General features: G+C 65.9%; 18 protein-coding genes and 1 riboswitch. Of the genes, 3 read left to right on the top strand and 15 right to left on the bottom strand.

The features are described from left to right. Positions 1-7: 7 nt before the first annotated feature. Complete coding sequence (locus LQK81_RS08140) at positions 8-1,072, bottom strand: phytanoyl-CoA dioxygenase family protein (protein WP_230805211.1); 1,065 nt, start codon at positions 1,070-1,072, stop codon at positions 8-10. Between the two features lie 456 nt (positions 1,073-1,528). On the opposite strand from LQK81_RS08140, the gene LQK81_RS08135 reads away from it, so the two are divergent. Further along, entirely contained in the window at positions 1,529-2,539 is a 1,011-nt protein-coding gene (locus LQK81_RS08135; RefSeq protein WP_230805209.1) for a DUF2865 domain-containing protein, read from the top strand. A 21-nt stretch (positions 2,540-2,560) separates the two neighbouring features. On the opposite strand, the gene bluB is transcribed toward LQK81_RS08135, so the two are convergent. The 4 genes from bluB to LQK81_RS08115 all read right to left on the bottom strand — a co-directional run bounded on the left by bluB (position 2,561) and on the right by LQK81_RS08115 (position 7,797). Next, positions 2,561-3,247 (bottom strand): 5,6-dimethylbenzimidazole synthase, encoded by a 687-nt coding sequence (gene bluB, locus LQK81_RS08130; RefSeq protein ID WP_230805208.1) that lies wholly within the window; start codon positions 3,245-3,247, stop codon positions 2,561-2,563. A 46-nt stretch (positions 3,248-3,293) separates the two neighbouring features. After that, positions 3,294-3,525: riboswitch (cobalamin riboswitch) on the bottom strand. 89 nt (positions 3,526-3,614) lie between these two features. Continuing rightward, positions 3,615-5,114, bottom strand: coding sequence for a diguanylate cyclase domain-containing protein (locus LQK81_RS08125; RefSeq protein ID WP_230805204.1), 1,500 nt, complete (start codon positions 5,112-5,114; stop codon positions 3,615-3,617). 176 nt (positions 5,115-5,290) lie between these two features. Then, positions 5,291-6,109, bottom strand: a complete 819-nt coding sequence (locus LQK81_RS08120; protein ID WP_230805192.1) for a TolB family protein — start codon at positions 6,107-6,109, stop codon at positions 5,291-5,293. Between the two features lie 8 nt (positions 6,110-6,117). After that, positions 6,118-7,797, bottom strand: a complete 1,680-nt coding sequence (locus LQK81_RS08115; RefSeq protein ID WP_230805190.1) for an NAD+ synthase — start codon at positions 7,795-7,797, stop codon at positions 6,118-6,120. A gap of 243 nt (positions 7,798-8,040) precedes the next feature. Between LQK81_RS08115 and LQK81_RS08110 the strand changes: the two genes are divergently transcribed. Beyond that, positions 8,041-9,969 carry an LTA synthase family protein gene (locus LQK81_RS08110; RefSeq protein WP_230805188.1) on the top strand — a complete coding sequence of 643 codons (1,929 nt, stop codon included), beginning with the start codon at positions 8,041-8,043 and terminating at the stop codon, positions 9,967-9,969. Between the two features lie 145 nt (positions 9,970-10,114). On the opposite strand, the gene LQK81_RS08105 is transcribed toward LQK81_RS08110, so the two are convergent. The 10 genes from LQK81_RS08105 to LQK81_RS08060 all read right to left on the bottom strand — a co-directional run bounded on the left by LQK81_RS08105 (position 10,115) and on the right by LQK81_RS08060 (position 22,463). Next, the gene (locus LQK81_RS08105; protein ID WP_230805186.1) at positions 10,115-10,462 is read right to left on the bottom strand and encodes an RcnB family protein; all 348 of its coding nucleotides are present in this window, start codon (positions 10,460-10,462) and stop codon (positions 10,115-10,117) included. Positions 10,463-10,595: 133 nt separating this feature from the next. Then, positions 10,596-12,215, bottom strand: coding sequence for a glycoside hydrolase family 43 protein (locus LQK81_RS08100; RefSeq protein ID WP_230805184.1), 1,620 nt, complete (start codon positions 12,213-12,215; stop codon positions 10,596-10,598). Between the two features lie 103 nt (positions 12,216-12,318). Beyond that, positions 12,319-13,350, bottom strand: coding sequence for an L-glyceraldehyde 3-phosphate reductase (gene mgrA / locus LQK81_RS08095; RefSeq protein ID WP_230805182.1), 1,032 nt, complete (start codon positions 13,348-13,350; stop codon positions 12,319-12,321). 83 nt (positions 13,351-13,433) lie between these two features. Next, positions 13,434-14,651, bottom strand: coding sequence for a Gfo/Idh/MocA family protein (locus LQK81_RS08090; RefSeq protein WP_230805181.1), 1,218 nt, complete (start codon positions 14,649-14,651; stop codon positions 13,434-13,436). An 11-nt stretch (positions 14,652-14,662) separates the two neighbouring features. Further along, positions 14,663-15,424 carry a sugar phosphate isomerase/epimerase family protein gene (locus LQK81_RS08085; protein ID WP_230805179.1) on the bottom strand — a complete coding sequence of 254 codons (762 nt, stop codon included), beginning with the start codon at positions 15,422-15,424 and terminating at the stop codon, positions 14,663-14,665. A 49-nt stretch (positions 15,425-15,473) separates the two neighbouring features. After that, positions 15,474-17,945 (bottom strand): beta-mannosidase, encoded by a 2,472-nt coding sequence (locus LQK81_RS08080; RefSeq protein ID WP_230805178.1) that lies wholly within the window; start codon positions 17,943-17,945, stop codon positions 15,474-15,476. A gap of 216 nt (positions 17,946-18,161) precedes the next feature. Then, a complete protein-coding gene (locus LQK81_RS08075; RefSeq protein ID WP_230805176.1) occupies positions 18,162-19,250 on the bottom strand; it encodes an ABC transporter ATP-binding protein in 1,089 nt (362 codons plus the stop codon). A 4-nt stretch (positions 19,251-19,254) separates the two neighbouring features. After that, the gene (locus LQK81_RS08070) at positions 19,255-20,196 is read right to left on the bottom strand and encodes a carbohydrate ABC transporter permease (protein WP_442967088.1); all 942 of its coding nucleotides are present in this window, start codon (positions 20,194-20,196) and stop codon (positions 19,255-19,257) included. Beyond that, complete coding sequence (locus LQK81_RS08065) at positions 20,189-21,118, bottom strand: carbohydrate ABC transporter permease (RefSeq protein WP_230805174.1); 930 nt, start codon at positions 21,116-21,118, stop codon at positions 20,189-20,191. Before LQK81_RS08065 ends, LQK81_RS08070 begins: the two co-directional genes overlap by 8 nt. Positions 21,119-21,227: 109 nt before the next feature. Further along, a complete protein-coding gene (locus tag LQK81_RS08060) occupies positions 21,228-22,463 on the bottom strand; it encodes an ABC transporter substrate-binding protein (protein ID WP_230805172.1) in 1,236 nt (411 codons plus the stop codon). A 409-nt stretch (positions 22,464-22,872) separates the two neighbouring features. Between LQK81_RS08060 and LQK81_RS08055 the strand changes: the two genes are divergently transcribed. Next, positions 22,873-23,907: a LacI family transcriptional regulator gene (locus LQK81_RS08055; protein WP_230805170.1), complete on the top strand. Its 1,035-nt coding sequence runs from the start codon at positions 22,873-22,875 to the stop codon at positions 23,905-23,907. Positions 23,908-24,133: the final 226 nt, after the last annotated feature.

Below are 24,133 nucleotides of genomic sequence, written 5' to 3'. Positions count from 1 at the left end.
TCTGCCCTCACGCCCCCGGCTGCTTCAGCCGCTTCGACCACTCGCCGGCCTTGCCGAGGCCGGCCTTGACCCAGGGCGAGCCCTTGAGGCCGAGCTTGCCGCGCAGGCCCATGGCGCCGATGATCAGGCGGTTCATCTGCGACTTGATGACGGGCAGCGAAGCGACGTGCAGGCCGGTAAACGGCAGGAACGGGTTGCGGCGCAGCGAACCGTAGATCTCGATGCGCGTCGTCTGCTTGTAGCTCGGGCAGCGAGCGTGGAAGCCATGGGTGTCGGCGACGATCAGCGTATTGGCCTTCACCACCATCTTCACCGGCTGGCCGTAGCCGAGCGCGGTCAGTTCGTGCGGCATGACGCGCAGCGAGCCGCGGGCGGAATACTTGTTCTCGATCGTATCGGCGCTTTCGCTGATGCGCTGCTCCCAGAGAAGCCGCTGCGGCGTGATCTTGTGCGAGCCGGGCACGTAGGAGAACGGCCCGTCCTCCTCGCCGACGTCCTTCAAAAACAGCCACGCCTTCGCGGTCGGCTGGAAAGTGTCGCTGTGGAGCGCGGTCTGCGGATCGGCGGACGCTTCCTTCGACGGCGTCGAGGCGAGCGCCATCACCACCTGCACCACCAGCAGCGGCTGGCCGTCGCTGGAGGAGACGTAGCGCAGAAGATTGGTCATGCGCGGGTCGTTGCGCGCCGCTTTGAAGCCCGGCAGGCGTTCCACGTCGCTGTCGTCGATCAGCGCGCGCCGCGTGACCGTCGTTCCCTGCAGCATGTCGTAACGGTCGAAGTCGCTGTTTTCCAGCTCCGACGTCACCTGCGCGAACACCTCCGGCGGCAGGAAGTTCTCGATCTTCACGAAGCCGTTCTCGTCGTATTCGCGCCGCTGCTCGGCCGTCACCAGCCGCGCCAGCGACTTGCGCCGCCAGTCGGCCATGTCCATGGCGATCGACACCCGCTTTGCATGGAGGCCCATCCTGTTCAGGGTCTTGCTGCCGATGATCGGATTGTCCGCGAAGGACTTGGCCCCCGAGGCGAGCTGAAGCGCATAGAACGGACTGAGCAGAACGGAGGAAAGGCGCATGCGGGAACCTATGGTGCTTTCGACGGAATGGCGGCGCCGGAAGGCGGGCGAAATGACCCGCCCCAGGGCCGCCGCAGCCAGCAATTTGCTACACCATGGGCACGGCGATAGCAATTCCGGCGCATAAAACATGAAAGACAAATTCAACTATAATTGACGTTAATCACTTTTCGACGAGCACATTGCTCATTCGCCCCCCGAAGCTATGATCGATAGCGGGTTTGCCCGGCAGGAGCGCCGAGCTGCGGCGGAACGTCCGATTGCCGTCCGAAACCGGAACCGAGGGGCCGATTCGGCGTTACCCGAGCCGCGAGAGGAAACGCGACAGGAGTTGACGACGTGCCGTGGGGATGGGGGAGAGTGGCGTTTCGGGCTGTTGCGACGGTCCTGCCGATTGCCTTGGCGATCGCCTTGCCGCACGCGCAGGCCCGAGCCCAGACGGCGGAACAGTCCCCGATGGCCGAATTCTGCAGCGATCTCCGGTCACAGCTTGCAAGCCTGCCGCGCGTGATCGACAGCGCAGAGCAGGTACGCAGCTATTCGAGCGCAATCGCCCGGCAGAACATGGAGCTTCGCCGGGCGAGAGGCGACCTTCGCCGGCTCGGCTGCAGCAACGGCAGCGTCACCGTCTTCGGCGGCCAGAACGCCGGCGCCTGTGCCTCGATCATCTCCACGATCAACCAGATGGACCGCAACCTCCAGGTCCTGATGAAGAAGCGCAACGAGATGTCGTTTGTCGGCGGCGATCCGGCCGAACGCGGCCGCATTCTGGCTGAACTGTCGGAGAACGGCTGCGGGCAGGCCGTCGCGCTCGGGGCATCCACGGAGGCCGGTTTGGCCCTGGAGGGCGGCGATCTTCCGGAGGCCGACGATCCGTATGCGGCGATGCCGACGACGTTCGACAACTGGGGCGCAGCGCCGCAGGAGGGTCCCTTGCGGACGGTGTGCGTGCGCACCTGCGACGGCGGCTTCTTCCCGATATCGTCCGCCGCCACCCCGCTCGACTTCCGCCGCGACCAGCGGACCTGTTCGATGATGTGCCCGCAGACGGAGACGGAACTCTTCTACCAGCCGCTGCAGTCGCCGGGCAGCGGCGACATGATCTCGACGCTGACCGGCCGACCCTATTCCGCCCTGCCGAATGCCTATGCCTACCAGAGCCGCGACCGGTCCGCCGACAAGGCCTGCGGCTGCGACCTTGCGGGCTACCACCGCAGGATGGCCGGCGCCGGCGCCGGCAACGTGCCCGACGCGACCGCCGGCGCGGCGCCGGGCACGACCCGAAAGAACGTGGGCTCGGTCACGACGATCCGCATGCATCCCGTCACGAGCGTCACGGCCTCCGAGAAGGTTGTCATCGAGCGGCCCTACGATCCGGTGAAGGACAAGGTGCGGATGGTCGGGCCGAGCTTCCTGCCCGACGACCAGCCGGCGCTGGACCTGCGCAATCCCGCCGGGACGAACTGAACCGCCGATCCGCTGCAGGTGTCAGCGCCGCTGGCCCCACCGGTCGGCAAACACCAGATCCTCGAGCGGCAGCCGCTGCCGCCAGCCCTTCACCGCCAGTTCCGGCTCCTCGTAGAGCGCGTCGACGAAGCCGAGGCACAGCCAGGCGACGATCTCGATCCGCTCGGGAATGCCGAGAAGCGCGCGGATATCGGCATCGTGGAAGATGCTGACCCAGCCGACGCCGACGCCTTCCGCCCGCGCCGCAAGCCACAGGTTCTGCACCGCGCAGACCGTCGAATAGACGTCCATGCGCGGATTGTGCGTGCGCCCGAGAACGACGCTGCCGGCCCGGTCGGGATCGCAGGTGACGCAGAGGCTGACCGGCGCCTTGAGGATCCCCTCGAGCTTCAGCGTGCGGTAGCGTTCCTGCCGCTCGCCGGAAAAGAGTACGGCGGCCTCTTCGTTGGCACGCTGGAACGCGAGGTGCGCGCCGGCGCGCACCTGCGGGTCGCGGATGACGATGAAACTCCAGGGCTGCATGAAGCCGACCGACGGCGCGTTGTGGGCAGCTCCCAGCAGGCGCTCCAGCAGATCGTCCGGCAAGGGGTCGGCGAGGAACTGGTCGCGCACGTCGCGACGCGTCTCGATGGCGCGGTAGACGGCCGCCCGTTCGGCCGGCGTGAAAGGCTGGACGGGAACAGGCTCGTCCCGCTTGAAAGGTCGCATCGTCAACTCCCCAACAATGCTTGCGACCCCTCCGCCGTCCGCGCGGACAGGTCCGTTGCGCCAGGCCGGTCTTCTGACTCCGGTTCGTCCGGCCGGGCCCACCTTCCCGATCCTTCGACCAGTGGCGATCTGGCGAGGGTCCCTCCCTCGCGGCCTTGCCGTCCCCGTCACAGCGTTGGGCACGTTCCGGCTTCAGGATCCGGACGTCGTCCGCAGCCCCACCGGATTCCCGATTCTCCCCGGCTCTCTCCCGGGGCACCTGGCAGAGACATTTGCACACGCCGCAGGCCGCGACGCAAGGGCTGCGAGCGACAGGCCGACGGCGTTTGCCGGACAGTGCCATGGGGATATTGGTGGCAACGCTCGTTCAGGCGGCCTCGATGTCCGAAGCCGCATCGGCGGCGCGGGCCACGCCGTATTGTGCACGATTGCGGCCGGCATTCTTCGCCGCATAGAGGGCCGCGTCGGCGGCGAGCATGATCGCATGCGGCGTCCGGCCGTGCTCGGGAAAGGCGCCGATGCCCGCGCTGCCGCCGAGCTGGAGCAACTGTCCCTCGAAGGGCACGGGGACCTGCGCGTCGCGCACGAAGCTTTCCGCAAGCGGAAGGGTGTCCTCCCGGTCGGCGATATCAGGCAGCAGGACGGCGAACTCGTCGCCGCCGAGACGAGCAACGACGCCGCGGTCGCCGATCCGGGCCATGAACCGGGCGGCCATGGCCCGCAGCACCTCGTCGCCGGCCGCGTGGCCGTGCCGGTCGTTGACCGCCTTGAACCGGTCGAGGTCGATGGCGATGATCGAGAACGGCCTCTGCCCCTTTGCGGAAAGGTCGTTGACCGCGAGGTCGAACCCGGAACGGCTGAGCACGCCGGTCAGCGCGTCGTGGCGGGCCAGATGGGCGTTCTTCGCCTCGCTGCGCTCGAGCGCGCGCACGAGCGAGGAGAACTTGAGCGCGCCGAACCCCATCACCACGACGAAGATCGCGATCAGCGCGGCGATGTGCGGCACCGCCATGGTCCAGACGAACGATCCCGGGCGGTTGGGGTGCCAGGAGGCCACCATCGGGTTATAAGCGTCGCCGCCCACGCCGGTCGTCAGCAGGTTGTCGTCGTCGGTCGTAATCGGCGAGAAGCCGAGGCCGGTGAGCCCCAGGCGCCGCTCCGAATCCGCCAGCATGGCGGCCGTGATCGGCTTCACGGTGATCATCAGGACCGGGCTCCGGCGATCGTCGGGAATGAACAGCCGCCGCGGCACCACCGCCTGCACCACGACGATGCTCATCACCTGCTCGATCACGCGCATGCCCGTGGCGCTGATCTGGGGCACGCCGCCATGGCTGGCGCTGGCGTTCGACATCGACTTCGCCACGATCCAGCCGTCGCGGGTGCGCCGCAAGGCGGCGTAGTAGTTCTCCGTGGCCCGCTTCACGAGATCGCTCATCCAGTAGCGGACGCCGTCGGCCTCCTCGCCCGGCACGACGATCCCGTTGTGCATGGCAAGGACCGTCTCTCCCGATGGCCGCGCGAAGACGAGCCAGGAAAAGCCGGACTCGCGCCACAGCCAGTCCCTCAGGTCGCGCCGGATGAAGTCCTCGCCGAGCCGCCCGTTGGCAAGTTCGTCGAAACTCTTGTCCCAGACCGACAAGCCGCTCTGGTAGAGCACCACCTGTTCGATCTGGTTGCGGAACTCGCTCTTGACCAGGGTCTTTTCGGTTTCGGCGACGAAATCGTTCGCCTGGCGGATGGAATAGTCGAGGACCAGGAAATTGGCGCTGGCGAACAGGAGGACAATCACCGCCGATGCGATGCCGATCCCCAGTCTGACACCCCCCCGGGGCGTGGCCGGAACGCCGGCCCCTGCATTCGCCATGTCGATCCCCATTGACAGGCTAGCGGCCGTTCGCCGCGTTGTTCTTGGCAGGGACGTTATTGCGCAAGCAGGAATATTCACTTAACCGGACTGGTATCCAAACAATTAACCCGTGCAAATCTGGGGATTTTTCAGGCCGAAAAGACCGTGCGGCGGCGGCACGCAAAGACGGAAACCTACGGCGCGTAGCGGACGAAGGCGAACTGCGATCCGTCGGGCGACCAGTTGGGGACGTTCATCGTCCCCTGCCCGCCAAAGAGCTCGAACAGGACCCGGTCGTTGCGCCCGTCCGCATCCATCATCCGGATCCGGACCTGGTGGTCGCGCGGGTGGTCGAAGACATCGCCGTCGTAAGACAGCACCAGCAGGGCGCAGCCGTCCGGCGTCGGATGGGCGAACCAGTCGCCGAAGGGGCTGTCGGTGATCCGGGCAAGCTCCGTCCCGTCCGGCCGGATCCGCCAGATCTGCATGCGCCCGCTGCGGCTCGAATTGAAATAGATCCAGCCGTCGCAGGACCAGTCCGGCCCGTCGTTGCGCCCCTCGCCGAAGGTCAGCCGCGTCTCCTCGCCGCCCTCGACCGGGATCGTGTAGATGTCGAAGACGTCGTCGCGGATGCCGCAGTAGCAGACCCTGCTGCCGTCCGGCGACCAGCCGTGCCAGTAGGAGGACTGCCGCGGCGTCGCCAGCCGCGGCGTGCCGCCGTCCGCCGGCAGGATGTAGATCGCCGCACGACCGAACTCGGTCTTGTCGGTGACGGCGAGCCACTTCCCGTCCGGCGAGAGCCCGTGGTCGTTGTTGCACCGCACGGCAAAGCCCGTGTCGATGCGCGAAGGCGCACCGCCGTCGAGCGGCAGGCGATAGACCAGGCCGTCGCCGTTGATGACCAGAGAGCGTCCGTCGCGCGCAAAGTTCGGCGCCTCCACGAGCTGCTCGGTCTGCCAGACCACGCGGGCCTGCCCGCTCGCAACGTCGTAGATCTCGACCGAACTGCGCACGCCTGCCCCTATCGGTCGCGGAAACGGTTGGTGATCGGGTAGCGCCGGTCGCGGCCGAAGTTCTTCTTCGTGATCTTCACGCCCGGCGCCGACTGCCGGCGCTTGTATTCGGCGATGTAGAGCAGGTGCTCGACGCGGTGCACGGTCGCTTCGTCATGGCCGCGCGCGACGATCTCCTCCGTCCCCATTTCGTTCTCGACCAGGCATTCCAGGATATCGTCCAGCACCGGATAGGGCGGCAGCGAATCCTGGTCGGTCTGGTTCGGCCGCAATTCGGCCGAAGGCGCCTTGTCGATGATGTTGCGCGGGATCACCTCGCCTGAAGGCCCGAGCGCGCCCGGCGGCACCGTCGTGTTCCGCCAGCGCGACAGCGCATAGACCTGCATCTTGTAGAGGTCCTTGATCGGATTGAAACCGCCGTTCATGTCGCCGTAGAGGGTGGCGTAGCCGACCGACATTTCCGACTTGTTGCCCGTGGTGACCACCATCGAGCCGAACTTGTTGGAGATCGCCATCAGGATCGTGCCGCGCGTGCGGCTCTGGAGGTTCTCTTCGGTGATGCCGGCTTCGGTGCCCTCGAACATGTCCGAGAGCGCGTCGAGGAAGCCCGTCACCGGCGCCTCGATCGGCACGATGTCGTAGCGGCAGCCGAGCGCCTTGGCGCAGGCTGCGGCATCCTTCAGCGATTCCTCGGAGGTATAGCGGTAGGGCAGCATCACGCAGCGCACGCGCTCCTCGCCGAGCGCATCGACGGCGATCGCCGCACAGATCGCCGAATCGATGCCGCCGGAAAGGCCGAGAACCACGTTCTTGAAGCCGTTCTTGTTGACGTAGTCGCGAAAGCCCAGCATGCAGGCGCGGTAGTCCGCCTCCTCGCGCTCCGGGATCTTCGACATCGGTCCGCCGTCGCAGAACCAGTCGCCGTCCGCGTTCTTCTTCCAGGTGACGAGCGCGATCGTCTCCTCGAACTGGCTCATCTGGAAGGCCAGCGTCTTGTCGGCATTGAGCCCGAAGCTCGCGCCGTCGAAGACCAGTTCGTCCTGACCGCCGAGCTGGTTGGCGAAGACGAGCGGCAGGCCGGTCTCGATCACCTGCTTCAGCGCCACCTGGTGGCGCACGTCGACCTTGCCGCGATAGTAGGGCGAACCGTTCGGCACCAGCAGGATCTCCGCCCCGCTCTCGGCCAGAGTCTCGCAGACGCCGAGGTCGTTCCAGATCTCCTCGCAGATGGGAATGCCGAGCCTGACGCCGCGGAAATTGACCGGCCCCGGCATGGCGCCCTCGACGAAGACGCGCTTCTCGTCGAACTCGCCATAGTTCGGAAGATCGAGCTTGTCGCGATAGACGAGGATCCGCCCGCCGTCGAGGACGGCCACGGAATTGTGCCGCCCCGCCTCACCCTGCCGGGGAAAGCCGACGACGACGCCCGGCCCGCCATCGGCGGTATCCTCGGCAAGCGTCTCCACCGCCTTGTGGCACGCCTTCAGGAAGGCCGGCTTCAGCACCAGGTCCTCCGGCGGATAGCCGGAAATGAAGAGCTCCGTCAGAAGCAGGAGGTCGGCCCCTTGCGCAGCGGCATCCGCCCGGGCCGCGCGCGCCTTGGCGAGGTTGCCGGCAACATCGCCCACCGTCGGGTTGAGCTGGCCGACCGCAATTCGAAGCGTGGTCCTGTCGCTTTGTCCGTTCATGTCGATCCTCGATCCGCATCGTCCGAAGTTCATTCGGCCAAGGCTGTTCTTTAGATGATGACGGGCGGTTTGAAAATGAAGGGATTTTCGATTTGCCGCGCGCGGACGGCGACCGCGTCCAGAGGGAGCACGCGGCGTGCCCGCCCGGGGCGGCTATCCCCACACAACGGGCATTCATCCCCTGTTCAAGATCACAACGATATGACAATTGAGCGAAAGTTTTATGACATTTCGGAGTAGCGCGTGAGAACCTCAGCCCCGGCCGTTTCGGTGACAGCAGTGCAAGAGACGGTCGTTTCCGAGGTCGCGGACGCGCGCCGCCTTGCGATTGCAGCGGCCGCCGTCCGCTCAATCGCGCTGACCTTCATCTTCGCCTTCGTCACCGTTGCCGCGGTCGAACTGATCACGCGCCAGTCCACCGGCGCCACGTTCACCTTCCTCACCACCCTGGCGCAGCCGGGCTGGACCACCTGCGGCCTGTTCTTCCTGGCGCTCCTGGCGCTCGACGGCCTGATCGGCCGCCGGCACAAGGCGATCCTGATCCTCGGGCCGCTCGCCATCCTGCTGGCGCTGACCTCCGAGCAGAAGCAGATCTTCCTGACCGACCCGCTCTATCCGACGGACCTCCTGTTCGGCCGCCAGATCATGGAACTGATGCCGGCGCTGGTCCGCGACCGGCCCTGGACTGCCGTCGGGATCGTCGTCGGGGCGATCGCGGCGGCCGGCGCCCTGATCTCCCTGTGGGTCTTCGCCTGGAAGCGTTTCCGACAACTGACCTTGACGCAGCGGGCGCTCAGGCTGGCGCTCGCCGTTCCGCTGCTGGCCGGCTTCGGCTCCATCCTCGACTACAACCAGTATTCCCCGGTGCGCGATCGCCTGCAGGTCTTCCCGATCATGTGGGACCAGACGGAGAACTACCGCCACAACGGCTTCATGCTCGCCTTCGCCATCAACGTACCGATGGCGAACGTGAAGGCGCCCGCCGGCTATTCCGCCGACGCGATCGACCACATCAACCAGGAACCGCTGCCGGCCGGCACCAGCCACCGCGGCAAGCCGGACGTCATCGTGGTGATGAGCGAATCGCTCTGGGATCCGACCCGGCTGTCGAACGTCAAGCTCAGCCCCGATCCGATGCCGCTCATCCGCAAGAGCGAATCCGGGGCGATCTTCTCGCCGGAATTCGGCGGCCTGACGGCGAATGTCGAGTTCGAGGCGCTGACCGGTTTCTCGAACGCCTTCCTGCCGACCGGCAGCATTCCCTACCAGCAGTATGTGCGCGACCCGATCCCGTCACTGGCGACCTTCTTCCGCGGCGAGGGCTACACGGCCCGCGCGATCCACCCCTTCGCCGGCTGGTTCTGGAACCGCACCTCCGTCTACAAGTCCTTCGGCTTCGAGACCTTCAAGACCGAAGAGACGATGCCGCCCATGACCAAGCGCGGGATCTTCGCCTCCGACGAGGACCTGACCCGCGAGATCATCCGCCAGGCCGATGCCCAGCAGGACCCGTTCTTCTTCTTCACCGTCACCCTGCAGGGCCATGGCCCCTACGAGGCCAACCGCTACGCGAAGAACACGATCAAGGTCGAAGGCAGCCTTCCCTATGCCGACAACCAGATCCTTTCGACCTATGCGCAGGGCGTCAAGGAAGCCGACGACAGCCTGAAGATGCTGATGGACTGGGCGAAGAACCGCGACCGCGAGACGATCATCGTAGTCTTCGGCGACCACCTCCCACCGCTCAACACGGTCTACACCTCCACCGGCTACATGAACAACATCACGGCCGAGCGCCGCGGCCCGGTCGAGCAGATGAAGCGCGAGCACGAGACGCCCCTCGTCGTCTGGTCGAACAAGACCGGCGTCAGGGAGGAGATCGGCACGATCAGCCCTGCGCTGCTGCCCTATCACATCCTCAAGGAAGCCGGTTACGAACATCCCTACTACACCGGCTTCCTCGGCCGGGTGCAGGAGCGCTACGACATCATCGACCGCTACCAGCTGATCCGCGGCGACGGCAACGCCACGACCGATTGGTCGCGCAAGAAGACCATCGACCCGCTGGTCCGCGACTACCGCTTCCTGCAGCACGACATCATGTTCGGCAAGCGCCGCGGCCTGGACCGCTTCTTCCCCGCCCACGCCGGCGTGGTCGGCGCCGCAAGCTGACCGGTATCGGCACGGCGGCGAGGTCGGCCTCGCTGCCGGATCGACCTATCTCTGTGCAGGGTCATGCCGGCCGTCCCGGGAGGGCTCCACCGGGAATCGAAAAGGGCGGCCCGAGCCGCCCCTCCCTCTTGCATGTTCAGACCGTTCAGTTCGCCGCGACCAGTCCGACGATCAGGCCGGTCGCGGCGCCGATCAGCAGGAACTGGTTGTCGACCCGTACCCACTGCTCGCCACGGCGCGGCGCATGCAGGTGGTGGCGGCGGTAGTCGCGGGCGTTGATGATCTGCCGCCTTTCTGCGCGCGACAGCTTGTTGCCCTTCGCCCAGTGACGCTTGCGGACGACCGTCCGCTTCTCGACCACCACCTTCTTGTGCACCACGCGCTTGTCGACATGGTGATGCTGGGCCGGATACCGGTTGTCACGGGCCTCCGCCACCGAGAAGGACGTGGCGAGAACCGAGGTCGCGATCAGGGCTGCAAAGAGCTTTTTCATGGGTGTCTCCTTTCGTCTGGACACCCCCTTGATACGGCTCGGCCGATGAACGGAAACTGAAAATAAGATTAAACTTATGTAATGTAATCAGCCATTTACGAGCAAGAAATAGAGTAGAGAACAAACATGATACCTACCCGTTGGCCGCCCCGCCCCGATACGTGAAGCGCTCGAAATCGGCGACTTGCGCGCGACCGGACGTGTCGAAGGCGAACATGCCGGCAAAGGCACCGGTGAAGGACCCGTGCTCGCCGCGCCCGCCCTCGTCCGACACCACGCCTGCATCCAGCACCGGACCGATCTCGTTCCAGCCGCCGTCGGCCGGCCGCCAGAAGAACTGCAGATCGTTTCCCCGCACGTCCATCGAGAGCGCGACGGCACCCTCGCCGACCGGCACGCCGCCGGCGAGAGGAAACACCAGCCGCCCGTTCACATGGTCGCCCGGGCAGGACAGGATGGTCAGGACGCGCCCGAGGGTCTCATGCAACGTCAGCCCGAGCGCGTGAAACTTGTGGCGGTTGTAGTAGTGCACGAGGCCAGCGACCTGCTGGTAGCTGTCCGGCCGGAACGCCAGCACCGTCTCGGCGGAAAAATCGTGGTGTTCCTGCCGCCGGGCCACGAGCGAGTGCTCGAACCAGCTGCCGATGCTTTCGCGGCCGAACAGCCGCAGGAAGCCGGGACGCTCGACAAGCGAGAACAGCCGCTCCGGCTTCGGTGTGCGCAGCCACTGGAAATCGTCCGGCAGCGCCGCCTCGTCGAAGCGATAGGCGACCTCGGACGCCCGCCCCGCGGCCGACGTCGCGAACGGTGCGGCCACCTCGACCTTCGGCACCGGCCCGCCGCCTTCGAGATAGAGCCAGTCGTCGTCGCGCCAGACGCATTTCTGGATCGCCGTCTCTCGCCCCAGCGTGCAACGCCCCTTCGGTGGCAGCGGACGCCCGGTCAAATGCGTGTGATAGGCCTGCCCGTCGGGCGTCTCGACATATTGGCCGTGCCCGGCCCGCTGCAGTTCCGCCTCCGGATGGTCCTTCGACGTGATCAGGTGCACGTCCGGGTGCATCTCGTAGGGCCCGTCGATGGTCCGCGAGCGGGCCATGGTGACGGCGTGGTCGTAGCCGGTGCCGCCCTCGGCCGTCGTCAGGTAGTACCAGCCGTTGCGCTTGAAGAGATGCGGCCCCTCGACCAGCCCGAGCGGACTTCCGGCGAAGATGTTCCTCGCCGGCCCGACAAGGCGCCTTTCCGCCGGATCCCACGCCTGCAGCAGGATGCCGTCGAAGGCGGGCGACTTCGGCATGCCGCCGTAGCTCTCAGTGCGGTGGTTCCACTGCATGTTGAGAAACCACTTGCGCCCGTCGTCGTCATGGAACAGCGACGGATCGAAGCCCGAGGAGTTCACGTACACCGGATCGGACCAGTCCGCGTCGATCGACGGCGCCGTGACGATGTAGTTGTGCGCGTCCTTGAAGTTCCCGTCGAAGCGCTTGACGTCGGTGTAGACCAGCCAGAACTGCCCATCGGCATGGGAGAGGCAGGGCGCCCAGACGCCGCAGCTGTCGGGATTGCCGCGCATGTCGAGCTGGCTCGCCCGCTCCAGCGGCCGGCGCACCAGCCGCCAGCTCACCAGGTCGCGAGAATGGTGGATCTGCACACCCGGATACCATTCGAAGGTGGAAGTGGCGATGTAATAGTCCTCGCCGACGCGGCAGATCGACGGATCCGGATTGAAGCCCGGCAGGATCGGATTGCGGATCACGTGGTTCTCCTCCCCGGCAGGCAACATGCGGCCTGCTGTACGTACATCAGAAATGTCCTTGAAAGAGGCCGCCCGACCTGCACCGGGCGGCCTCTCGGTTCCGTCAGACCAGCTCGGCCGAGCGCGTCCACAGATTGATGTCCGCCTCGCGGGCGTAGGTGTCGATTTCCCCCAACTCCTCGGCGGTGAAGTCGGGCCGGTCCAGCGCCCTGACGCAATCGACGATCTGCGCGGCGCGGCTCGCCCCGATCAGCGCCGAGGTGATCCGGCCGCCGCGCAGCACCCAGGCGATCGCCATCTGCGCCAGCGTCTGGCCGCGACGCTCGGCGATCGCGTTCAGCTTGCGGATGTTCTCGATCGTCTCCGGCCGGATGAAGTCCTTCTTCAGGAAATGGTTCTGCGCCGCCCGGCTGTCGCCGGGGATGCCGGACAGGTACTTCGTCGTCAGCATGCCCTGCGCCAAAGGCGAGAACACGATCGAGCCGATGCCGAGTTCCTCCAGCGTATCCACGAGCCCGTCCGTCTCGATCCAGCGGTTGAGCATCGAATAGCTCGGCTGGTGGATCAGGCAGGGCGTGCCGAGCGCCTTCAGGATCGCCGCCGCCTCGCGCGTGCGCTGCGAATTGTAGGACGAGATGCCGACATAGAGCGCGCGCCCCGAGCGGACGATATGGTCGAGCGCGGCGCAGGTCTCCTCGAGCGGCGTCTCCGGATCGAAGCGGTGCGAATAGAAGATGTCGACATAGTCGAGCCCCATCCGCTTCAGGCTCTGGTCGCAGGAGGCGATCAGGTACTTGCGGCTGCCCCACTCGCCGTAGGGGCCGGGCCACATGTCGTATCCCGCCTTGGACGAGACGATCAGTTCGTCGCGCAAACCGGAAAACTCCGTGCGCAGGATCTCGCCGAATGCGGTCTCCGCCGAACCGGGCGGCGGGCCGTAATTGTTGGCGAGGTCGAAATGGGTGATGCCGAGATCGAAGGCGGTGCGACACATCTCGACCTTGCGCTCATGCGGCGTATCGCCGCCGAAATTGTGCCACAGGCCGAGCGAGATCGCCGGCAGCTTCAGGCCGGAGCGTCCGAGGCGGTTGTATTTCATGGTCTCGTAGCGGTTTTCCGCGGGCTGCCAGGCCATGGCTGTCCTCCATTTCATGTCTTGGGCGGGAATGGATACTCCCGCCCGTGTCGTTACCGCAAGATGCAGACTTGGCAGCCCGGCTATTCCGCCGCCGCTTCGACGGCCGGCGCGGCGACGTCGGCGCGAAGGAGCGCACGCGCCTCCTCGATGCCGAGCGCTTCCGGCTGGGTGCAGGTGGTGACGATGTCGATCGCCCGCCCCTCCTCCGCAGAGCGCAGGATCGCCGTCAGCACGTCGATCGTATGCAGCGAACGGTCGAGCGAGCAGCGATAATCGCGCCCGGTCGCGACCGCCGCCATCATGTCGGCAAGCCCGATACCGCGGTAGTTCGCCTGCACGCCCCAGTCGAAGGTGTAGTTCTTCGCCGTCAGCGGATGATCCCAGACCTCGACCGCCTTCGGCTCGCGGTCCATGCCCGCAACCTCGACCGCGCCCCCGAAGAAATTCGGATCCGGCACGAAGATCGCACCCTCGGTGCCGTAGAGCTCCATGTTCTGGTGGCGGTGCGCCCACACGTCCCAGCTGCTCATCAGGGAGATCTGCGCGCCGTTTTCGAACTCGAGCACCGCATGGATGTTCGTCGCAACGATCACCGGCACCTTCTCGCCGGCACGCGGACCATTGCCGATCGTCCGCTCCTCCCGCGCCTTGTTGGCGAGCGCCACCACGCGTTTGACCGGTCCGACGAGGTTGACGAGGTTGTTGACGTAGTAGGGTCCCATGTCGAGGATCGGCCCGCCGCCCGGCGCGAAGAAGAAGTCCGGGTTGGGATGCCAGCTCTCCATGCCCGGGCCGAGCACATGCGCCGTACCCGACATGATCTTGCCGATGCTGCCGCTGTCGATCAGATGGCGGGCAAACTGATGGGAACCGCCGAGATAGGTATCCGGCGCCGATCCCACCTTCAGGCCTTTTGCCTCGGCGATGCGGCGCAGGTCCTCGCCCTGCTCCAGCGTCAGCACGAAGGGCTTCTCCGAATAGACGTGCTTGCCCGCCTGCAGCGCACGCCGTGAGACGGGATAGTGCGCCTCCGGCACCGTCAGGTTGACGACGACGTCGACGGCGGGGTTCGACAGGAGATCGTCGATCTCCTGCGCGGCCACGCCGAATTCCTCCGACCGGGCCTTCGACGCCGCCGGTTTGATGTCGGCGCAGGCGACGAGCCTCAGGTTCCGGTAGAGCGGGATCAGCTTGAAATAGGCCCCGGAGATGTTCCCGCAGCCGATGATGCCGACGCCGTACTCTTCCGTCCCGTGTTGCTGGGTCCCGTGTTGCTGAGTCCCGGATTGTTGGGTCATGGTGTCCATCCTCAGAATGCCTTGATCGTTGCGATGGACCGTTCGGCGAGCCGCTTCAGGTCCTTCGGATTGTCGTGCTCGACGATGAAGTACCGCGCCGTGGTTCCCGCCAGCACCTTCATCAGTTCGCCCCAGGGCAGCGTGCCGTGGCCGACGTCCGCCCATCCGTCCTCTTCCGCGTTCTCGCCCGCCGGTGCGATGTCCTTGACGTGGACGGACGTGATCCGGTCGGCATACTTCCTGATCCATGCCACCGGATCGGCGCCGCCGCGAACGATCCAGGCGATGTCGGCCTCCCAGGAGAGATCCGGCCCGCCGGCGAAGATGTGATCCTGCGGAAAGCTGCCGTCCGGCAGCGCGACGAACTCGAAATCGTGGTTGTGCCAGCCGAAATCGAGCCCGGCCTTGCGGTAGGGCACAGACGCCTTCTGCAGCCGCTCGCCGAAGGCGCGCCAGCCTGTCGCGTCGCTCGGGCGATCCTCCGGCATCAGATAGGGGCAATAGATCGCCTTGATGCCGAGCGTGCGGGCGATTTCCAGCACCCGTTCGGGCTCGTTCTCCAGCATATCGATGCCGAAATGGGCTGTCGGCATGGCGAGCCCGTTCCGGTCGAGCTCGGCCTTGGTCGAGGCGATCGCGGCGCTGTCGAGCGCGGCGTAGAGCGCACCGTATCCCTCCACCTGGCTGTAGCCCGCCTGCGAGACGAGGCGGAACACGTCCGAGAAGGGCTGGAAGTTGCGGGCGCTATAGAGCTGGAAGCTGACTTTCTGCACTGGGTTTGCTCCTGGGAATGGCACGCGGGGACGCGGCACAGGTTGAAGTCTAGCCGTCCGAACCGGACTGGCAGGAATGAAGATCCAAGGCGTGGAAGGCGGGCCTCTCGCCGGCCGCCAGCGGCTGCGCGGGCGAAAAGACCAGCCGCTTCTCCTCGCCGGCGAGAAGATCGAAGGCATTGTCGGACCAGCGCCCTGCAACGTTCGCCTCGACCATCACATGAAGGGCCAGCCCCCGCGCGGAGACGGTGACGTCGAAGGATTCGTCCGCGCCCGGCGCGGCGGCGAGCGCCAGGCCGGACGGCGTAAGGTCGAGCGCCTTGTAGGGCACCGGCGCATGGTGTCCGCTGCCGCTCATCCCGTTCGAGGCCTGGAACGACCAGAACAGCAGCGCGTCCTGCGGTATGTCGCCCGCATCGATCGAAAGAAGCGTCTCCGCCCGGTCGGGTCCGCAGGTCCCCGAAACGGTCCGGAAGGCGCTCGCCTCTCCGGAAAGGCTGACCAGCCGGCTCGCAAACGACACCTCGACCGCCTCTGACGTGTCGTTCACCACCGAGACATCGATGCGCTTGCCGTCCTTCGACGGGATGGCGGCGACGGCCACCGGCTGGAAGAAGCGACGCGCCATGTAGTGCATCGCCTTCCATCCCCCGCCGTGGTCGAGGCTCGACCAGGAGGCGACCGGCCAGGTGTCGTTGAGCTGCCAGTAGAGCGTGCCCATGCAATGGGGTTTGAGCGAGCGCCAGTATTCGACCGCGGTGCGGATCGCGAGCCCCTGCTGGATCTGGCTCAGATAGACGAAGCCCGGGAAATCCTTCGGGAAACGGAAGCTGCGGAACATGGTCGCCGCGATCCGCTCGTTGCCGCCGGCGTTCTTCTGGTGCCACTCCATCACCGGCGAGGCGATGTTGAGGTCGCTATCTGCGGCAAACGTCCGGATTGCCGGCATCGACGTGTAGGACTGGAACCCGAACTCCGAGCAGAAGCGCGGCCGGACGCTGCGATAGTCCTCGAACGGCTTGTTCTCGTGCCAGACCGACCAGTAGTGCATGTCGCCCGAACCATCGGCATGCCAGGCGTCGCCGAAATCGAGAGGGCCCGAGGCCGGGCTCGACGGCCACCAGGTCGCGCCCGGCGCGGCCTTCTTCAGCGCCAGCTCGATCGTGCGGTTCAGCCGGTCGTAGGAGACCAGGTAGCGGTCGCGATCCCTGCGCGAGACGTCGAACCAGCCAAGCGCGCCGACGAGTTCGTTGTCGCCGCACCAGAGCACGATCGAGGGATGCGACGACAGCCGGCGCACCTGGTAGTCGACCTCGGCGGCCACGTTGTCGAGGAATTCCGGCGTCGAGGGATAGAGGTTGCAGGCGAACATGAAATCCTGCCAGACCATCAGCCCCATCTCGTCGCAGAGATCGTAGAACCAGTCGGGCTCATAGAAGCCGCCCCCCCAGACGCGGATCATGTTCATGTTGGCATCGACGGCCGACTGCAGCAGGTCGCGCACGCCTTCGCGGGTGACACGGGAAAAGAGCGCATCCGCGGGGATCCAGTTGGCGCCGCGGCAGAAAATCTCGCGGCCGTTGATCCGCAGGGCGAAACGGCTCCCCGCCTCGTCCCGGTCGGTCAGGTGCTCGACCCGGCGGAAGCCGACGGTGCGCGACACCGTCTCCGTCGGCGTCTCCACCGTGACCCGCGACAATGGCTGCCCGCCGCTTCCGGCCGGCCACCAGAGGTCCGGATCGCCGACGTGGAAGAGATGCGTCAGCACCGTCTCGCCGGCATTGACGCCGATGTCGAGCCGCACCCGCTCGCCGTCGAGCGAGAAATGCACCGGCAGGATGCCCGGCTCCTCGGCATGGAAGGTAGCGGTGACGTAGAGATCGACCGAACCATCGGCATGATGGAACTGCCGCGTGGTCACGTGCTCGATGCGCGCAATCTCCAGCTTGCGCAGCACGATCGGCTCGTAGATGCCGAGCGGGGCGATCGCGAGGTTCCAGTCCCAGCCGAAATGGCATTGCGGCTTGCGCAGCATGTTGCCGTTGGCGATCGGCGAATTGCCTTCGTGCCAGGGCACGAAGAAGGGCTGTTCCGCCTGCCGGGCCGCCGCTGCCGCCACCGCCGAGTGGATGACGACACGGACGTGGTTCTCGCCGGCCTTCAGCGCCTCGGTCACGTCGGGCCGGTAGCGGCGGAAGCAGTTGTCGATATCCTGCACCAGAACGCCGTTCATATAGACGGAAGCCACCGTGTCGATGCTGCCGATGTCGAGATACCAGCCTGCCTCCAGCATCTCCGGCTGCACCAGGAAGGTCCGCTCCATCACCCAGTCGGCCTCCGCCACCCAGCGCGCCTCCAGCTCGTTGCGGCCGACATAGGGGTCGGCGACGATCCCGGCGGCCATCAGCGCCGAATGCACGTCGCCGGGCACGGCCATGGGCGCCGCATGCTCGCCGGAAAGCGTTGCAAGCCGCCAGGTGCCGGAGAGGTCGATGGATGTGATGTCGGGTCTTACGCTCATCGGTTGGGTCTCGAAGTCCAGCTTTCAGAGAGGCAGTCTGCCCCTCACCCTAGCCCTCTCCCCGCAAGCAGGGAGAGGGAACGTGCCACGCGCACCATCTCAACGTGGCCGAAACGGTGCGGCCTGTGCCCTTCTCCCCGCCTGCGGGGAGAAGGTGCCGGCAGGCGGATGAGGGGCCGAGAGCCAAACGCAACCTCGGTCGCCTCCCCGTAACCCTCAGATCCGCTCTTCCGTCGCAGCATCGAACAGCGAGGCGAGCGTCATATCGAACGTCAGTCGCACTTTCGTGCCGGGGTTGAAGCGGCGCGAGCCGGCGGTCCGCACGGCCATCGTATGCCCCGCATGCTTCAGCCAAAGCAGGTTGTCCGCCCCCATCGGCTCCTCGATGTCGACCACAGCCTCGTGCAACTCTCCGCCCGCTGCCGCCTCGTCCACCGCCACATGCTCAGGCCGCACGCCGAGGACCACCTTGCGGCCGGGCGCGAGCGCCTCGCCGGCCCTGTAGCCGTGAAGCGAGAACGTGACGCCGTCGGCCGCGAAAACGGGCTTGCCGTCCGCGCCGGCGGCGATCTCGCCCTTCAAAAAGTTCATCGACGGCGAGCCGATGAAGCCGGCAACGAACATGTTATCAGGCGCGTTGTAGATCGTGTTCGGATCGGCGAGCTGCTGGATCACCCCGCCCTTCATGATCGCGATGCGATCGGCGAGCGTCAGCGCCTCGATCTGGTCGTGCGTCACATAGATCATGGTGTTCTTCAGCGACTGGTGCAGCCGCTTGATCTCGACGCGCAGCTCCGAGCGCAGCTTGGCGTCGAGGTTGGAGAGCGGCTCGTCGAACAGGAAGACGTCAACGTCGCGCACCAGCGCCCGCCCGATCGCCACGCGCTGGCGCTGGCCGCCGGAAAGCTCCGACGGCTTTCGTTTCAGAAGCGGTGCGATCTGCAGGATCTCGGCGGCGCGCGCCACCCGCTTGTCGATCTCACCCTGCGGCATCTTCGCCACCTTCAGGCCGAAGGAGAGGTTCTTCTCCACCGTCATCTGGGGATAGAGCGCATAGGACTGGAACACCATGCCGATGCCGCGGTCCTTCGGCTCGTCCCAGGTGACGTTGCGGCCGTTGATGAAGATCTGCCCGTCGGTGATGTCAAGCAGGCCGGCGATGCAGTTGAGCAGGGTCGACTTGCCGCATCCCGACGAGCCGAGCAGCACGAGAAACTCGCCCTCCTGGATATCGAGATTGAGCTGGTCGAGGACGGTGACCTGGCCGAAGCTCAGTCTGAGGTCTTTGACGGAAACGCTGGTCATGCGCTTAGCCTTTCACGGCGCCGGCGGCGATGCCGCGGACGAACAGCCGGCCGGAGACGAAGTAGACGAGGAGCGGAACGGCGCCCGTCAGGATCGTCGCGGCCATGTTGACGTTGTATTCCTTCACTCCCTGGACGGAGTTGACGATGTTGTTGAGCTGCACCGTCATCGGGTAGTATTCGGGCCTTGTGAACACGACGCCGAAGAGGAAGTCGTTCCAGATGCCGGTGACCTGCAGGATCATCGCCACGACGAAGATCGGCAGCGACATCGGCACCATGATCTTGAAATAGATCCCCCAGAACCCGGCGCCATCGACGCGCGCTGCCTTGAACAATTCCTCCGGCAGGCCGGCGAAATAGTTGCGGAACAGAAGGGTCAGGATCGGCATGCCGAAGATCGTGTGCACGATGACGAGGCCGGAGAGCGAGCCGTAGAGCCCGATTTCGCGCAGCACGATCACGATCGGATAGAGCATCACCTGGTAGGGGATGAAGGCGCCGACGATCAGGATCGTGAAGAAGATGTCCGCGCCCTTGAAGCGCCAGTTGGACAGCGCATAGCCGTTGATCGAGGCGACCGCGATCGAGATGATCGTCGACGGCACGGTGATCATCACCGAATTCCAGAAGCCGCGCGACAGCCCGTCGCAGTTCAGCCCCGTGCAGGCGCTCGACCAGGCCTTCACCCAGGGCTCGAAGGTGATCTCCAGCGGCGGCGAGAAGATGTTGCCGACGCGGATCTCCGGCATGCCCTTCAGCGAAGTGACGATCATCACGTAGAGCGGCAGGAGATAATAGGCCGCGGCAACGAACAGCGTGCCGTAGACGACGATGGTGCGGGTCGACACCAGCCGGCGGGGCTTCGCGCCCCTCGGCCCGGCCTCCCACGCGGCGGGCACCTCCGACAGGTGGGCGGTCTTCTTCAGTTGGCCACGATCAGACACGCTTGCGCCCTCCCGAAAATTCCAGATAGGCCCAGGGCACGATGATGATCGCAACCGTGATCAGCATCATGGTGGAGGCGGCAAAACCCTGGCCGAGGTTCTGCGCCTGGAACATGTAGTCGTAGACGTATTTCGCCGGCACCTCCGAGGCGATGCCCGGGCCGCCGCTGGTCTGGGCGACGACGAGGTCGTAGACGCGGACGATGCCGCTCGCGATGATGACGAGCGTGGTGACGAAGACGGGCCGCATCATCGGGATGACGACGAACAGATAGGTCTTCCACATCGGGATCCCGTCCACCCGCGACGCCTTCCAGATGTCCTCGTCGATGCCGCGCAGGCCGGCCAGCATCAGGCACATGACGAGCCCGGTCCCCTGCCAGAGTGCGGCGATCAGGATGCCGTAGATGACGATGCTGGAATTGTAGAGCGGATCGAAGGAGAAGCCGGCCCAGCCCATGGCGCGCACCACCGACTGGACGCCGTGCTCGGGGTTCAGCAGCCATTGCCAGACGAGCCCGGTGACGATGAAGGACAGTGCGAAGGGATAGAGAAAGATCGTCCGGAACGTGTTCTCGAAGCGGATCTTCTGGTCCATCAGCGCGGCCAGCACGAAGCCGATCACCATGCTGAAGATCAGCGAGAAGATGCCGTAGATCGCGAGATTCTCGATCGACACGAGCCAGCGGGGCGCCGCCCACAGGCGCTCGTACTGGTCGAGGCCAACGAACTTGAGGCGCGGCAGGAGCTTCGAGCTCGTGAACGAATAGAGCACCGTCCAGAGTGTGCCGCCGAGAAAGACGACCACGGCGGTCAGCATCATCGGGATGGATGCGATCTTGGCACTGAGGTTGCGCGTCAGGCGGCCCGGCCGCCCGGGATGCGCGCGAGTGGTCGCTCGACCCGTCGCTTGTCCCGTCATGGGTGTCTCCTCTCCGGTCCTGCCTCTCTTCGCCGCGGCACGGCAGCGTTGCCGTGCCGCCGGCCCCGTCCGGAGACCGGAGCCGGCGGCGTCAGCGCGAACAGGCCGATCAGTCGGCTGTCGCGATGATTTCGGCGAAGCGCTTCTGGGCGTCTTCCGGCGACATCGTCGCGCTGGCGAAGAATTCGGAGAATAGGTCCTCCTTCTGCTTCTGGCTGTCGGCCGAGAGCAACTGGTCGGTCCACTGGATGACGTTGCCCTTGGCCAGGATGTCGAGGCCCTTCTTCATGCAGTCGTTGGCGGCGGCGAGATCGACGTCGCCGCGCACCGGCAGCGAACCCTTCTTCAGGTTGAAGGCGACCTGCGCCTTGGGATCGACCAGCGTCTCGGCCAGCACCTCCTGCGCCTTGGATTTCGCCTCGTCATCGAGCTGCGGGAAATAGAAGGCATCGCCGCCGGTGGCGATCACCTCGGTCACGCCGAGCCCGGGCAGGCAGCTGTAGTCCTCGCCGGCCTTCAGGCCCGCCAGCTGGAATTCGCCCTGCGCCCAGTCGCCCATGATCTGGCCGCCGGCCTTGCCGGTGATGACCATGTTGGTCGCCTGGTTCCAGTCCTGGACGTTGGTGCCCCTGGACATCCGCCGCGCATCGTCGGCCGCCTTGAAGACCTTGGCCATCTCCGGACCGGCGGCGACCTCGGCGTTCTTCTCGCCAAACACCTGCAGGAACACATCCTTGCCGGCGAGCGCCAGCATCAGGACGTCGAAGGCGCCGTTCGCCTGCCAGGCCTGCCCGCCGACGGCGAGCGGCACGATCCCCGCCTCCTGCAGCGCCGGCGCGGCCGCGACGAGTTCGTCCCAGTTCTTCGGCACGGGGATGCCGGCCTTCTCGAACGCGGCGTTCGACAGCCACAGCCACTGCCAGGAATGGATGTTGATCGGCGCGCAATAGATCTTGCCGTCGATGGTGCAGGAATCGAGCAGGCTCGCCGGCCGGATGATCTCCTTCCAGTTGCCCCGCTCGGCGACATCCGTCAGGTCGCGCATCAGGCCTTCCTGGACGAGCTCCTCGGCCTGCCGGCCGTGGTTGAACTGCGTGGCGCCCATCGGGTCGCCGCCGGTGATGCGGCTGACCATGATCGGCCGCGCCGTGCCGCCGGCACCGGCGATGGCGCCATCCACCCATTTGTTGCCGGTGGCGTCGAAGGCCTTGGCCAGCTCGGCGACCGCCGCGGCCTCCCCGCCGGACGTCCACCAATGCGTCACCTCCAGGTCCGTCGCATGGCTCGCTGCGACCGGAAGCGCGACAGTCGCCGCCAGACCGGCAATCGCGGAACGGATTTTCATGAGTCTCCTCCCTCACTGAAACGTTGCAGTAAAAACGTAGAGCAAACGTTTTGCCCGCGCAACCCGCCGCCGCGAGAATCCGCAGAATTCGTACCTGGACGGCTGGGCGCCGGAATGCCGAAACGCAAAGAAATTCGCATAACCTCTTGTATACTTGCCACTATTGGCGCCAATGACGGCTATCATGAACACACATTTTGCGCAATCGAGCCCGCAATCGCCGCACGGCATGGACACCGTCGAACAACCGAGGCGAGCCGGAAAGCCGTTCCCCAGCTTCACAAACCGCCAGATTACGTCTCGACAATAGAACTGTATCGTTTCAGTATGAAGGCATCATCGAAGCAGGAGTGGCCACCGGTTCGCAGGCGTGGTAACCGGCCGATGGCAGAAGGGATTGCACACGGGCATGGACAGGATCACCAGGGAGCGGGCCGGCGGCACCCCGTCCGGCCAGCAAAGGCCGACGCTGAAGACCATCGCCTTCATGACCGGGCTCGGCATCACCACGGTGTCGCGCGCCTTGAAGGATGCGCCGGACATCAGCCACGAGACGAAGGAGCGCGTCCGCCTCGTCGCCAGCCAGATCGGCTACCAGCCGAACCGCGCCGGCGTGCGGCTCAGGACCGGCAAGACCAACGTCATTAGCCTCGTCCTCAGCCTCGAGGAGGAGATCATGGGCCTGACGAGCCCGCTGGTGGCCGGCATCTCGGAAATCCTCGGCGCCACCCCCTATCACCTCGTCGTGACGCCCTACCGCACCGCCAACAATCCGCTCGACCCGATCCGCTACATCCTCGAGACGGGCGCTGCGGACGGCGTCATCATCTCGCGCACCGAACCGCGCGACGCCCGGGTCGCGCTGATGATGGAGCGCAACCTCCCCTTCGTCACCCACGGCCGCACGGTGATGGGCCTGGAGCATCCGTTCCACGACTTCGACAACGAGCGCTTCGCCTACGAGGCCGTCAAGCGGCTGGTCGAGCGCGGCCGCCGCCACCTGATGCTGCTGGAGCCGCCGCCGCACCTGACCTTCAACGTCCACATGCGCACCGGCTTCGAGCGTGCGGTGCGCGATTTCGGCGCCTCGATCTATCCGTTCAGCGAGGTCAACCTCGATTCCGGCCTGCCGGAGATCCGTTCGGCCTGCGAACGGGTGATGCGGGCACCCGACGCGCCGGACGGCATCGTCTCCGGCTCAGGTTCCGGCGCGGTCGCCCTGATCGCCGCCGTCGAAAGCAGCGGTCGCCGGGTTGGCCACGACATCGACATCGTCTCCAAGGAGCCGAGCACCTTCCTGCAATGGCTGCGGCCGGAGATCATGACCATGCGCGAGGACATCCGCCTCGCCGGCCGCGAACTCGCCAGCGCCGTCATCGGCCGCATCAACGGCCGCCCGGCAAGCGAACTGCAGACGCTGAGCTATCCGATCCCGACGGACTGAGCGGGATCGGTCGAACGAACTGCGCGCCATGCGAGAAACGTCATCCTCGGGCTTGTTCCGAGGATCTGGATCGGCAGCCCAAGCCCACGACTTCAATGGATTAGACGGAAACCTGCGGAAAGGTGGTCAGATCCTCGGCACAAGGCCGAGGATGACGTCTGCCATGTCGGAGCATGCCCCGGGAGACCCGGCACACAACAAAAAAGGCCGGCGCGAACGCCGGCCC

The sequence above is a fragment of the Rhizobium sp. GN54 genome, from assembly GCF_021026345.1.
Classification (GTDB): domain Bacteria; phylum Pseudomonadota; class Alphaproteobacteria; order Rhizobiales; family Rhizobiaceae; genus Mycoplana.
The sequence above is the reverse complement of the archived record's forward strand: the minus strand, read 5'-3'. Positions and strand labels throughout refer to the sequence as shown.

Excerpts from the sequence above, each read along its gene's own strand:
- LQK81_RS08140 (WP_230805211.1), bottom strand. The coding sequence starts at position 1,072 with ATGCGCCTTTCCTCCGTTCTGCTCAGTCCGTTCTATGCGCTTCAGCTC.
- LQK81_RS08135 (WP_230805209.1), top strand. The coding sequence starts at position 1,529 with ATGGCCGAATTCTGCAGCGATCTCCGGTCACAGCTTGCAAGCCTGCCG.
- bluB (WP_230805208.1), bottom strand. The coding sequence starts at position 3,247 with ATGCGACCTTTCAAGCGGGACGAGCCTGTTCCCGTCCAGCCTTTCACG.
- LQK81_RS08125 (WP_230805204.1), bottom strand. The coding sequence starts at position 5,114 with ATGGCGAATGCAGGGGCCGGCGTTCCGGCCACGCCCCGGGGGGGTGTC.
- LQK81_RS08115 (WP_230805190.1), bottom strand. The coding sequence starts at position 7,797 with ATGAACGGACAAAGCGACAGGACCACGCTTCGAATTGCGGTCGGCCAG.
- LQK81_RS08105 (WP_230805186.1), bottom strand. The coding sequence starts at position 10,462 with ATGAAAAAGCTCTTTGCAGCCCTGATCGCGACCTCGGTTCTCGCCACG.
- mgrA (WP_230805182.1), bottom strand. The coding sequence starts at position 13,350 with ATGGCCTGGCAGCCCGCGGAAAACCGCTACGAGACCATGAAATACAAC.
- LQK81_RS08090 (WP_230805181.1), bottom strand. The coding sequence starts at position 14,651 with ATGACCCAACAATCCGGGACTCAGCAACACGGGACCCAGCAACACGGG.
- LQK81_RS08080 (WP_230805178.1), bottom strand. The coding sequence starts at position 17,945 with ATGAGCGTAAGACCCGACATCACATCCATCGACCTCTCCGGCACCTGG.
- LQK81_RS08075 (WP_230805176.1), bottom strand. The coding sequence starts at position 19,250 with ATGACCAGCGTTTCCGTCAAAGACCTCAGACTGAGCTTCGGCCAGGTC.
- LQK81_RS08065 (WP_230805174.1), bottom strand. The coding sequence starts at position 21,118 with ATGACGGGACAAGCGACGGGTCGAGCGACCACTCGCGCGCATCCCGGG.
- LQK81_RS08060 (WP_230805172.1), bottom strand. The coding sequence starts at position 22,463 with ATGAAAATCCGTTCCGCGATTGCCGGTCTGGCGGCGACTGTCGCGCTT.
- LQK81_RS08055 (WP_230805170.1), top strand. The coding sequence starts at position 22,873 with ATGGACAGGATCACCAGGGAGCGGGCCGGCGGCACCCCGTCCGGCCAG.